The 12,053-nt window shown below is 61.4% G+C and carries 11 protein-coding genes; 3 read left to right on the plus strand and 8 right to left on the minus strand.

Going from position 1 to position 12,053, the window contains the following annotated elements:
• Positions 1–345: 345 nt before the first annotated feature.
• Entirely contained in the window at positions 346–1,173 is an 828-nt protein-coding gene (locus N6G83_RS29275) for a dienelactone hydrolase family protein (protein ID WP_025304915.1), read from the plus strand.
• An 84-nt stretch (positions 1,174–1,257) separates the two neighbouring features.
• Here N6G83_RS29275 and metE read toward each other — a convergent pair whose 3' ends face one another.
• A complete protein-coding gene (gene metE, locus N6G83_RS29280; protein WP_197813046.1) occupies positions 1,258–3,546 on the minus strand; it encodes a 5-methyltetrahydropteroyltriglutamate--homocysteine S-methyltransferase in 2,289 nt (762 codons plus the stop codon).
• Positions 3,547–3,636: 90 nt separating this feature from the next.
• On the opposite strand from metE, the gene metR reads away from it, so the two are divergent.
• The gene (gene metR / locus N6G83_RS29285; protein WP_016929455.1) at positions 3,637–4,581 is read left to right on the plus strand and encodes an HTH-type transcriptional regulator MetR; all 945 of its coding nucleotides are present in this window, start codon (positions 3,637–3,639) and stop codon (positions 4,579–4,581) included.
• Positions 4,582–4,596: 15 nt separating this feature from the next.
• On the opposite strand, the gene N6G83_RS29290 is transcribed toward metR, so the two are convergent.
• Positions 4,597–5,457: a carboxylate/amino acid/amine transporter gene (locus N6G83_RS29290; protein ID WP_260515956.1), complete on the minus strand. Its 861-nt coding sequence runs from the start codon at positions 5,455–5,457 to the stop codon at positions 4,597–4,599.
• A 151-nt stretch (positions 5,458–5,608) separates the two neighbouring features.
• On the opposite strand from N6G83_RS29290, the gene N6G83_RS29295 reads away from it, so the two are divergent.
• On the plus strand, positions 5,609–5,938 hold the full coding sequence (locus N6G83_RS29295) for a hypothetical protein (RefSeq protein WP_025304912.1): 330 nt from the start codon (positions 5,609–5,611) through the stop codon (positions 5,936–5,938).
• Here N6G83_RS29295 and N6G83_RS29300 read toward each other — a convergent pair.
• The 6 genes from N6G83_RS29300 to ugpB all read right to left on the minus strand — a co-directional run bounded on the left by N6G83_RS29300 (position 5,919) and on the right by ugpB (position 11,876).
• The gene (locus N6G83_RS29300; protein ID WP_025304911.1) at positions 5,919–6,875 is read right to left on the minus strand and encodes an AEC family transporter; all 957 of its coding nucleotides are present in this window, start codon (positions 6,873–6,875) and stop codon (positions 5,919–5,921) included. The genes N6G83_RS29295 and N6G83_RS29300 overlap by 20 nt on opposite strands.
• A gap of 60 nt (positions 6,876–6,935) precedes the next feature.
• Positions 6,936–7,673, minus strand: a complete 738-nt coding sequence (gene ugpQ, locus N6G83_RS29305; RefSeq protein WP_025304910.1) for a glycerophosphodiester phosphodiesterase — start codon at positions 7,671–7,673, stop codon at positions 6,936–6,938.
• Positions 7,673–8,743: a sn-glycerol-3-phosphate import ATP-binding protein UgpC gene (locus tag N6G83_RS29310; protein WP_060434765.1), complete on the minus strand. Its 1,071-nt coding sequence runs from the start codon at positions 8,741–8,743 to the stop codon at positions 7,673–7,675. Before N6G83_RS29310 ends, ugpQ begins: the two co-directional genes overlap by 1 nt.
• A gap of 5 nt (positions 8,744–8,748) precedes the next feature.
• Positions 8,749–9,594: a sn-glycerol-3-phosphate ABC transporter permease UgpE gene (gene ugpE, locus N6G83_RS29315; protein WP_025304908.1), complete on the minus strand. Its 846-nt coding sequence runs from the start codon at positions 9,592–9,594 to the stop codon at positions 8,749–8,751.
• Complete coding sequence (gene ugpA / locus N6G83_RS29320; protein WP_015376293.1) at positions 9,591–10,478, minus strand: sn-glycerol-3-phosphate ABC transporter permease UgpA; 888 nt, start codon at positions 10,476–10,478, stop codon at positions 9,591–9,593. The genes ugpE and ugpA overlap by 4 nt, the downstream gene beginning before the upstream one ends.
• A gap of 78 nt (positions 10,479–10,556) precedes the next feature.
• The gene (ugpB, locus tag N6G83_RS29325) at positions 10,557–11,876 is read right to left on the minus strand and encodes a sn-glycerol-3-phosphate ABC transporter substrate-binding protein UgpB (RefSeq protein ID WP_049209367.1); all 1,320 of its coding nucleotides are present in this window, start codon (positions 11,874–11,876) and stop codon (positions 10,557–10,559) included.
• Between the last annotated feature and the right edge of the window lie 177 nt (positions 11,877–12,053).

Genomic DNA, 12,053 nt, shown 5'->3' on the forward strand with positions numbered 1-12,053 from the left:
AAATCACTATGACGCATCCAGAACGCACCGCTAAATCTCAGTCTAGCCGACAAACCTTGCCGCTCCCTGCCCGTTGGTTGCCGACTGAAACTATTTAGCTCATCAATTCGAAATACCCCCATCTTATCGGTTGCTTAGGGACAAAAAAGCCCTCTAACGCACCTTATGGCACTTACGTGGGCCAAAACGCGTAATAACATGATAAAAAGCGCTTAAAAATGCCGCAAAGCCAGATAATTAGCCGTTTTTTATCGACTTGTCCGAAAGTGCGCCACGCAGCGCCAATAATGGGTAATCTTTCCTATAGTTAATCTCAGCGCTTTTTTCTATTGCACGGAGACCGCAATGAAAACCGAACATGTGATGACATTAGAACAGGCTCAGGGGGGATTCGCCCCGGCCGCCGCGCCGTTGGCCGCCTCCGCGATTATCACCGACGAACAGGGCATTCACGCCGGGCAAACGACCATCCCTTCTCAGGGCGACGCGCTGCCGGCCTATGTCGCCAAACCCGCCGACCATAACGGCCCCTTCCCCATCGTGCTGGTGGTACAGGAAATCTTCGGCGTCCATGAGCACATTCAGGATCTGTGCCGTCGCCTGGCCAAGCAGGGCTATCTGGCAATCGCGCCCGAGCTCTATTTCCGTCAGGGCGACGCCAACGACTACACCGATATCGGCGAACTGTTCCAGCAGTTGGTGACCAAGGTGCCGGATCGTCAGGTGCTGTCGGATCTGGATCACGCCGCGCACTGGGCTATCCGCCACGGCGGCGACGCCGGCAAGCTGGCGATCACCGGTTTCTGCTGGGGCGGCCGCATTACCTGGCTGTACGCGGCGCACAACCCGCAGTTGAAGGCGGCGGTCGCCTGGTACGGCAAACTGGTCGGCGAGAAAACGCTGAATTCACCGAAGCATCCGGTCGATGTCGCCACCCACCTGTCGACGCCGGTGCTGGGGCTGTATGGCGGGCAGGACAGCGGCATTCCGCTGGAGACGGTGGAAACCATGCGTCAGGCGATCCGCGCCGCCAACGCCGAGGCCGAAATCGTGGTATATCCTGGCGTCGGGCACGCATTCAACGCCGACTATCGCCCCAGCTACAACGCCGAAGCGGCGGAGGACGGCTGGCAGCGCATGCTGGCGTGGTTCGCCCAGCACGGCGTCAAATAATTTCCCGCGCATAAAAAAGGGCGCCGAAGCGCCCAATCATCACACCAGTAAATCTATAAGCGGCGGTTTACCCGCCGCACGGCATCACGCGTGCTCGCGCAGGCGCTGCGCCGCCAATACCATGTTGGCCAGCGACTGCCGGGTTTCCGGCCAGCCACGGGTTTTCAGGCCGCAATCCGGATTGACCCACAGACGTTCCGCCGGGATGTTCTGCGCCGCTTTACGCAGCAACGCTTCAATCCATTCCACGCTCGGCACGTTCGGCGAGTGGATATCGTAGACACCCGGCCCGATTTCGTTCGGGTATTCGAACTCTTTGAAGGCTTCCAGCAGATCCATATCGGAACGCGAGGTCTCGATAGTGATCACATCGGCGTCCAGCGCGGCAATGGAGTCCATGATGTCGTTGAACTCGCAGTAACACATGTGGGTGTGGATCTGGGTGTCATCCTGCGCCACGGCGGCATTCAGTTTGAAGGCGTCCACCGCCCAATTCAGGTAGGCGGCCCAGTCGGATTGGCGCAGCGGCAGCCCCTCGCGCAGCGCAGGCTCGTCGATCTGGATGATGCCGATACCGGCTTTTTCCAGATCTTCCACCTCGTCGCGCAGCGCCAGCGCAATCTGCTTGGCGATCACTTCGCGGGTCACGTCTTCACGCGGGAACGACCAGCACAGGATGGTCACCGGCCCGGTCAACATGCCTTTTACCGGCTTGTCGGTCAGCGACTGGGCGAATTTGGCCCAGTCGACGGTGATGGCTTCCGGGCGGCTGACGTCACCGATGATGACCGGCGGCTTCACGCAGCGGGAGCCGTAGCTCTGCACCCAGCCATTCTGGGTAAACACGAAGCCGTCCAGGTTCTCGCCGAAATATTCCACCATGTCATTGCGCTCGGCTTCACCGTGCACCAGTACGTCAAGCCCGAGGCGCTCCTGCTCGACGATCGCCTGTTTGATGTGCTCACCGATGCTGGTGCGGTAGTTGTTGCCGTCCAAACGGCCCTGTTTGAAGTCCAGACGCAGGCCGCGGATCTCGGTGGTCTGCGGGAACGAACCGATGGTGGTGGTCGGCCAGGCCGGCAGGTTGAAACGCTCGCGCTGCGCCCTGGCGCGCTCGGCGTAAGCGCTGTGGCGTTCGCTGTCCTGCGCGGTGATCGCGGCCAGCCGGCGCTCAACCTGTGGGTTATGCACGCGGCTCGACTGACGGCGGGCGCGGATCGGCGCGCTGTAGGCGTCCAGTTCAGCCTGTTTCGTCGTGTCAGGCGCGTTCAGCGCCGAGCTTAATAGCGCCAGCTCGGCGCATTTTTGCAGCGCGAAGGCGAACCAGCTTTTCACTTCTTCGTCCAGACGGCTTTCCACGCTCAGGTCGATCGGACTGTGCAGCAGTGAACAGGAGGAGCCAATCCACAGCGGGCGGGTGCCCACCAGCGGCTGCAGACGTTCAAACCAGCGGCTCAGATCGGCGCGCCAAACGTTGCGGCCGTTGATCACCCCCAGCGACAGCAGCCAGTCTTGCGGCAATGCGGCGCTCAGCGTGGCGATATCGTCATGACCGGCGACCAGATCGACATGCAGCCCCTGCACCGGCAGCGTGCGAATGGTGTCGAGGTTGTGGCCTACGCTGTCGAAATACGTGGTCAACAGCAGCTTCACCTGCCCCTGCAGCGCGTCGTAAGCCGGTTTGAACGCGTCCAGCCAGGCTTGCGGCAGCTCCAGCACCAGCGCAGGTTCGTCAATTTGCACCCACTCGACGCCGCGCTTCGCCAGCTCGGCCAGCACCTGCTGGTAAACCGGCAGGATCTCTTTCAGCAGCGACAGGCGGTCGAACGGCTCGCCCTTCACTTTCCCTAACCACAGATAAGTCACCGGGCCAAGCAGCACCGGCTTGATGCGATGGCCGAGCGCCAGCGCTTCATCCACTTCGTCCAACAGCTGAGTCCAGCCCAGTTTGAACTGCTGGCCTTGCTGGAATTCGGGCACCATGTAGTGATAGTTGGTGTTAAACCATTTGGTCATTTCCGCCGCGGCCGCCGGCTCGCCGGTCGGTGCGCGGCCACGGCCGATGCGGAACAGCGTGTCCAGATCGATCGAGCCATCCGCATTCTGATGGCGCGCCGGCACGTTGCCCAGCAGCAGGCTGGTGGTCAACACATGATCGTACCAGGCGAAATCGCCGACCGGCACCAAATCCACCCCGGCCTGCTGTTGCTGTTGCCAATGACGAGCGCGCAGCTCACGGCCAACCGCCAACAGCTCTTCCTGCGTTGAGTTGCCGGCCCAGTAGCTTTCCTGAGCTTTTTTCAGCTCACGTCGTAGCCCAACGCGAGGAAAACCCAGTGTGTGATTCAAAATTGCCATCGTCATATTCCCCATTTAGCCGTCCAGATGTTTACACATCCATAATCAGCAGGTACTGTATTAACCACAAGCGCAATTTATTCACTGTCAATGTGAAGGACTCTCATGATCGAACTGAAACATTTACGGACGCTGCAGGCCCTGCGCAACAGCGGTTCGCTGGCGGGGGCGGCGGCCCAACTTCACCAGACGCAGTCTGCCCTGTCGCACCAGTTCAGCGATCTTGAACAACGTCTGGGCTTCAAGCTGTTCGTGCGCAAGAGCCAGCCCTTGCGCTTCACCGCCCAGGGCGAGATCCTGCTGCAGCTGGCGGAGCAGGTCCTCCCGCAGATCCAACAGGCGCTGCAGGCCTGCCACGAGCCGCATCAGACCACGCTGCGCATCGCCATCGAATGCCACAGCTGCATTCAGTGGCTGACGCCGGCGCTGGACAACTTCCGCCAGCGTTTCCCGCAGGTGGTGATGGACTTCACCTCCGGCGTCACTTTCGATCCGCAGCCGGCCCTGCAACAGGGCGAGCTGGATCTGGTGATGACGTCGGATATTCTGCCGCGCAGCGGCCTGCACTATTCGCCGATGTTCGATTTCGAGGTGCGTCTGGTGCTGGCGCCGGATCATCCGCTCGCCGGCAAGCCGCACATCGAGCCGGAAGACTTGAGCGATGAAACACTGTTGATTTACCCGGTGCAGCGCCAACGGCTGGATATCTGGCGGCATTTCCTGCAGCCGGCGGGCGTCAACCCGGCATTGAAGAACGTCGATAACACGCTGCTGCTGATCCAGATGGTATCGGCGCGGATGGGGATTGCGGCGCTGCCGCACTGGGTGGTGGAGAGTTTCGAACGGCAGGGGCTGGTGGTGACCAAAACCCTGGGTGACGGCCTGTGGAGCCGCCTGTACGCCGCCGTGCGCGACGGTGAACAGCGCCAGGCGGTGACCGAAGCCTTTATCCGCTCGGCCCGCCAGCACGCCTGCGATCATCTGCCGTTCGTGCGCGACGCCGCACGCCCTGGCGCGACCGGCGCCAAAGCGTTGGCGGCCGGCGTATAAACTGCCGGCCCCCGTTTAGCCGAGCTGCTTCGGCGCCACCCAGCGTCGATGCACCCACAGTGAAGCGACGATCACCGCCCCGCCGATGATAAAGCTCGGCCAGTGCGGCTGCTGCTGCCAGATGGCCAGATTGACCAGCAGCCCGGCCGGCACATGCATGTTGTTCATGATGCCGAGCGTGCCGGCATCGACCTGCGTCGCGCCATAGTTCCACATGAAGTAACCCAGTCCCGACGCCACCACGCCCAGCCAGATCAGCACGCCCCACTGCAGGTTGGTGGTTGGCAGCTGCTGCGGGTTACCCCACAGGAACCAGGCCACCACCGCCACCACCGCCGCCCCCAGGTAGAACCAGGAAAAGGCGGTGTGCTGCGGCAAGGGGTGCACTTCCATCAGGCGCTTATAGCCGACCATGCCGATGGCGAAGCTGATATTCGCCGCCTGCACCAACAGCAGCCCCCACCAGAAGTGTTCACTCAGTTGGTGATAGCGAATGATCGCCGCGCCCAGCACCGCCAGCAGCGCGCTGAAGACGTAGCCCCAACGCAGGCGTCGGCCGCTCAGCAAGTCGTAGATCAGCGTGATGTACAGCGGCGTCAGCACGGTGAACAGCAGGAATTCCGGCACCGTCAGGTAGAGATAGGCGCGGAAGCTGAACAGGTACATGATGCCCAGTTGGAAGGCCCCCACCAGCATATACAGCAGGATCACCTTGAGTTTGATGTTGCGCCAACGCAGAAACGGCAGAAACGCCAGCGCCGCCAGCCCGATGCGCACCAGCGCCGAGAATCCGCTGTCGACGTGGCCCGCCAGGTACTCGCCAATCAGGCTGAAAGAAAATGCCCACAGAATGGTGGTTATAACCAAAAGCAGCACGATGGGTTCACCCTAAAAAGACCGAAAGGGCGATTGTAACGGAAGATGGACGCCTAAGGGGATGAAAGGCAGTTTACATCTGAACAAAAGACAAACTACCGGCAAAATTTCACCGCTGGGTTAGGCTTAATAAAAAGGCGAGGTAACCATCATGAAAACGTCTCACATTCTGTTCGCTCTGCTGTTGCTGCCTGGGTTGGCGGCGGCGGCCAACGGCGTAACCGACCTGCGCTCACAGCAGCAGTTACTCAACCAAAACAACCAGCAAGCGCAGCAACAGCGCTTGTTGAACAACCGGCAGATGGATCAACGCCGCCTGCAGCAGCAGCGACAGTTCGACAATCAGCGGCAACAGCTGATGCAAACCACGCCGAACGGCGGGCAGTTGCTGCCTAACGGCAACCAGCCGCGCGATCCGTTCAATCGCACCGCACCGGCGGTGCCGCAGGCGCCGATGCCGGCTACGCCCGCACGCCCATAACGGTGAGGATCAGCGGCGTGGTGATCGCCGCCAGCACGGTGGACATCACCAGGCTGGTGGCGGCCGGGCCGGTGAGCGTATTGAACTGGCGCGACATCAGGTAGACGTTCACCCCCACCGCCATCGATCCAAGTAGCACAACAACGCGGGTTTCCATCGGCGGCAGATCCATCATCCAGGCCAGCAGCCAAATCACTAGCGGCTGCACCAGCAACTTCAGCACGCAGATGGCGCTGCTCAGCTGCCAGCCTTCGCTGATGCGGTACTCGGCAAGCCCCATGCCAAGCACCACCAGCGACAGCGGCGCCGCCACCTGGCCGAGCATGCTGACCGGTCGATCGACGAAGTCCGGCAGCGGCAAGCCGGTCAGGCTAAACAGCGTGCCGGACAAAATGCCGACGATCAGCGGGTTGGTCAGCACGCTGCGGGCGGTTTTGGCGAAGCCGCTCAGCGTCGGCGAGCCGTTGCGCGCCCATTCGATCGACACCGTCACCAGCGTCCACAGGATCAGGCCGTTGAACACCAGCACCAGCGCCACCGACGGGATCGCCGCCTGCCCCAGCATTACGCTGGCGATAGGTAAACCGAGCATCACGTTATTGGAGAAAATACCGCCTAACGCAAACACCGATCCGGCGACGCCATCCAACCGGAAGAGGTGCCGGGCGACCAGGCGGCCAAGCACAAATACGATCAGGCAGCTGCCAAAGAACGCGATCAGCAGCCGGGCGTCGACCGCCGGGCGCTGCGAGAAGTCGCACATCATGCGAAACAGCATGGCGGGCAAGGCGAGGGAAAACACGAAGCGCGTCAGGCCATCGGTGATGCTGGAGGGCCATTTCCCCCAGCGAATCAGCCCATAACCCAATGCGATCAGGACGAACAGCGGTAAAGACAGCACGATCTGGTGCCACAGTGACAGGATAAAGCCAGGCATCGCATTCCTTCCGGTGGTGCGGCGGCAAGGCTTGTCGTCGCGGGATTCATCGGCGCCGGATTAAAAAGCCGGGCCAATCAAATCTATCCGGTCGGTGCAAATGCAGTCAACGCCCCAGTCGAGCAGCAGGCGCGCGCGATCCGGTTGGTTGACGGTATACACCAAAATACGCAGCCCGGCGTCTTTCAACGCTTTCACCCGCTCGGCGGTCAGCGCTTTGTGGTCGATATGCAGCGAGACGCAGTCCAGACGCTCCGTCAGCTCGCGCCAGTTGTCGTCCCAGGCCTCCAGCAGCAGGCCACGCGGCAAATCCGGCACGGTGCGCTGCGCCGCCGCCAGCGCTTCTACCGAGAAGGAGGAGAGTAGCGGATCGGTCTGCCCTTGCCACAGCAACCGCGCCGCCAGCGCCACCACCCGGCCGGTTTCATCGTCGCTACCGGTGGTCGGTTTGATCTCGATATTGGCCATCAGGCCGTGTTCCCGGCAGCGTTCCGCCACCTCCGACAGCAGCGGCAACCGCTCGCCCTTGAAGGCCGAGCTGTACCAGTTGCCGGCGTCCAGCTGCACCAGTTTGTCCCACGGCAGCTCGCCCGCCACGCCCCAACCGTTGCTGGTGCGATCCAGCGTGTCGTCGTGCAGCAGGAAAATTTGCCCGTCCTGCGCCAGCTTGGCGTCGAACTCGATCATCTTGTGGCCGTGGCGCGCGCCGACGTCGATCGCCGCCAGGGTGTTTTCCGGCGCCAGAGAACCGCCGCCGCGGTGGGCGACAATATGAGGGTAAGGCCAGGGTCTCGTCATCAATCCATCCGTAATCCGCTGTGGGTGTCAAAGAAGTGCAGCGCCTGAGCAGGCAGCTGCAAATATAGCGTACTGCCCGCCGTCGGCAAGGTTTCATGCGACAGCCGCGCGATCACCCCGTGACCGCCCCACTGGCCGTGCGCCAGATTGTCGGCTCCCAGCAGTTCCAGCGTCTGCAGCTGCAGCGGCACGCCCTGGCCTTGCGCCACCAATTGAATATGCTCCGGCCGAATACCCAGCGTCAACTGCCGCCCCGCCCACTGCGGCTTGGCCGCCGGCAACGGCAGCGTCATGCCGTCCGCCAACAGCAGCTGGCCGCCGTCGGCGCTCAGGGTGCCGGGCAGCAGGTTCATCGCCGGCGAGCCGATAAAGCCGGCGACGAACAGCGAAGCCGGCCGTTGGTACACTTCACTCGGGGTGCCGATCTGCTCTGCCACGCCCTTATTCATCACGATCACCCGCTGCGCCAGCGTCATCGCCTCCACCTGGTCGTGAGTCACGTACAGGCTGGTGGTTTTCAGACGGCGGTGCAGCTGTTGCAGCTCCAGGCGCATCTGCACCCGCAGCTTGGCGTCCAGGTTGGACAGCGGCTCATCGAACAGGAATACCGCCGGTTCGCGCACGATGGCGCGCCCCATCGCCACCCGCTGGCGCTGGCCGCCGGAAAGTTCGCGCGGTTTGCGCTTGAGCAGCGGCTCCAGCTCCAGGATGCGCGCCGCTTCCTCCACCCGCTGGCGGATATGCTCCTTGCCGAAACCGCGGATCTTGAGGCCGTAAGCCATGTTGTCGTACACGCTCATGTGCGGATAGAGCGCGTAGTTCTGGAACACCATCGCGATGCCGCGATCCTTGGGCTCCAGATCGGTCACGCGCCGGGTATCGATATAGATATCGCCGCTGGTAGTGCGCTCCAGCCCGGCCACCATACGCAGCAGCGTAGATTTGCCGCAGCCGGACGGGCCGACCATCACGATGAATTCACCGTCCGCCACGTCGAGGTCGATCTGTTTGATCACCGGCGTTTTACCGTCGTAAGACTTGGTGACCGCCTGTAGTTTTAATCCTGCCATCGTCGTTATTTCTCGCTATCAACCAGACCGCGCACAAACCAGCGCTGCATCAGAAGCACCACCGCCAGCGGTGGCAATAAAGTTAGAATCATCGCCGCCATCACCTGGTTCCACTGGGTCGGCGCGCCGGAGGTGGAGATCATGCTCTTGATGCCCGCCACCGCGGTGCCCATCGAAGCGTCGCTGGTGATCAGGATCGGCCACAGATATTGGTTCCAGCCGTAGATAAAGGTGATGACAAACAGCGCCGCCAGATTGGTTTTCGACAGCGGCAGCACGATGTCCCAGAAGAAACGCATCGGCCCGGCGCCGTCGATGCGCGCCGCCTCCAGCAGCTCATCCGGCAGCGTCATGAAGAACTGGCGCAGCAGGAAGGTAGCGGTGGCCGAGGCCATCAGCGGCAGCGTCAGGCCGGTATAGCTGTCCAGCAGGTTGAGGTTGGAGATCACCTCCACCGTCGGGAAAATGCGCACTTCCACCGGCAACATCAGGGTGAGGAAAATCAGCCAGAAAAACAGGCTGCGCAGCGGGAAACGGAAATACACGATGGCGTAAGCCGACAGTACCGACACCGCGATTTTGCCGCAGGTGATCGCCAACGCCATGATCACGCTGTTGAGCAGCAGCAGCGAGAACGGCACCTTGAGGTTGCCCACGCCGCCCTGCCAGATATTGCGAATGTTCTCCCACAGGTGGCCGCCGGGCACCAGCGTCATCGGCACCTGAAACACCTGTTTGTCATCCAGCGTGGCGGCGACAAAGGCCACGTACAGCGGGAACAGCACCACCAGCACGCCGATAACCAGCATCACATGGCTGAAGATGTCCAGCCCGCGTCGATTCTCAATCATTGATAGCGCACCTTACGTTCAACGAAGCGGAACTGGATCACCGTCAGGCCGATCACCAACAGCATCAGGATCACCGACTGTGCGGCGGAGCTGGAGAGGTCCAGCCCGGCGAAGCCTTCGCGGTAGATCTTGTAGATCAACGTGGTGGTGGACTGCACCGGCCCGCCGCCGGTGGCGGCGTCGATCACCGGGAAGGTATCGAAGAAGGCGTACACCAGATTGACCACCAGCAGGAAGAAGCTCACCGGCGCGATCAGCGGCAGCACCAGATGGAAGAAGCGCCGCACCGGGCCGGCGCCATCGATGGCTGCCGCTTCCACCAGCGAACGCGGGATAGACTGCAGCGCCGCTAGGAAAAACAGGAAGTTATAGCTTATCTGCTGCCATACCGAGGCCAGCACCACCAGGAACATCGCCTGGCCGCTGTTTTGCGCATGGTTCCAGTTATAGCCCAGCCCGTTGAGGAAATGGGTGATCAACCCCAGGCCGGGGTTGAACAGAAAGATCCACAATACCGCCGCCACCGCCGGCGCCACCGCGTAGGGCAGGATCATCAGCGTGCGATAGAGGCGGCTGCCGCGCAGCACGTAGTCCACCAGCGCGGCGAAGAACAGCGAAACCGCCAGCCCGATGCCCGCCACCAGGAAGCTGAAGATCAGCGTGGTGTAGAACGAGTCGAGGTAGTAAGGATCCTGGAACAGCTGTTTAAAGTTATCCAGCCCGACAAACTGGCTGGAGAGGCCGAACGGATCGAGGCTCTGCACCGAATACCACAGCGCTTCGCCGGCGGGCCATAAAAAGAAGACGGCGGTAATCAGCAGCTGCGGCAGCACCAATGCATAGGGCAACCAGCTGCAGCCGAAACCGGGACGGGAAGATGACATAGCAGTTAAACCATTGATCGGGTAAGGAAGGATCGGCGTGAAGATGCGAGCCCGGTCTGTCGGGCTCGCGACGCAGGGTTACTTGGTCGATGCTTCGAAGCGGCGCAGCAGCACGTCACCGCGCTGTACGGCGGCGTCCAACGCCTGCTGTGGCGTTTTCTTGCCGGTCCACACGCCTTCCAGCTCCTCATCCACCACGCTGCGGATCTGTGGCATGTTGCCCAGGCGCAGGCCCTTGGTGAACGGCAACGGCGGCTTGTTCAGCATCTGGCGAGTGGCGACGTCGGCACCCGGGTTCTTGTCGTAGAAGCCCTGCTGCTTGGTCAGATCGTAAGCCGCGGTGGTGATCGGCAGATAGCCGGTCTTCTGGTGCCATTCGGCGGCAATTTCCGGCTGCGCCAGGTACTGCAGGAACTCGGCCACGCCCTTGTAGGTGGCGGCATCTTTGCCGTTCATCACCCACAGGCTGGCCCCGCCGATGATGGCGTTCTGCGGCGCATTTTTCGCGTCGGCGTCGTACGGCATCATGCCGACGCCGTAGTTGAATTTGGCGTAGTGCTTGATGTCCGCCAGCGAACCGGAAGAGGCGGTGGTGATGGCGCAGTCGCCGTTATAGAACTTCTCGGTGGATTCGTCTTTGCGGCCAAAGTAGGTAAAGTCGCCCTTCTTGTTCATCGCCTCCAGCAGCGCGATGTGCTTGACCTGCAGCGGTTGGTTGAACTCCAGCTTGGCGTTGGTGCCGCCGAAACCGTTGTTTTCACTGGCGAACGGCACGCCGTGCCAAGCGCTGAAGTTCTCCAGCTGGATCCAACCCTGCCAGCCGCTGGCGTAGCCGCACTTCATGCCGGCCTCACGCAGCTTGGCGGTATCCGCCGCCAGCTCCTGCCAGGTTTTCGGCGGCTGGTCCGGGTTTAGGCCGGCCTTTTTGAAGGCATCTTTGTTGTAGTACAGCACCGGCGTGGAGCTGTTGAACGGCTGCGACAGCAGATGTCCGCTCTTGTTGTCGGTGTAATAGCCGGCCACCGTCGGCACGAACACCGACTCGTCGAAGTTGATGCCGGCCTCTTTAAACACTTCATAGACCGGTTTGATGGCTTTGCTGGCCATCATGGTGGCGGTGCCCACCTCGTAAACCTGCAGGATCGCCGGCGCCTTGCCGGAGCGGTAAGCAGCGATGCCCGCCGCCAGGCTCTGTTCGTAGTTGCCTTTATAAACCGGCACAATCTTGACGTCGCTGTGCGACTGATTGAAGCGATCCGCCAGGGAATCCACTTCCTTACCCAGTTCACCTTCCATTGAATGCCAGAACGGGATTTCTGTCGCCGCCAGCGCCTGAGTGCTGACCGCCAGGGTCAACGCGACGCACAGCGTGGTTTTGCGAATAGCGTAGGTGAGCATGCCTAACTCCTGAAAAAGCTGGTGTAAAAGCGCGTGAGCGAAAAGAATCAGTTTTTTGTTCGGAAGCTAACATGCCATGCGCGGATGACAGAAAAATAACCGTTATATGACAGCCACATGACGGCAAGGTGAAGTGAAGATGGCGGTTTGATGTCGGCGGCGGGCATGGGCTCCGCC

It is taken from the genome of Serratia sp. PL7, from assembly GCF_945957435.1.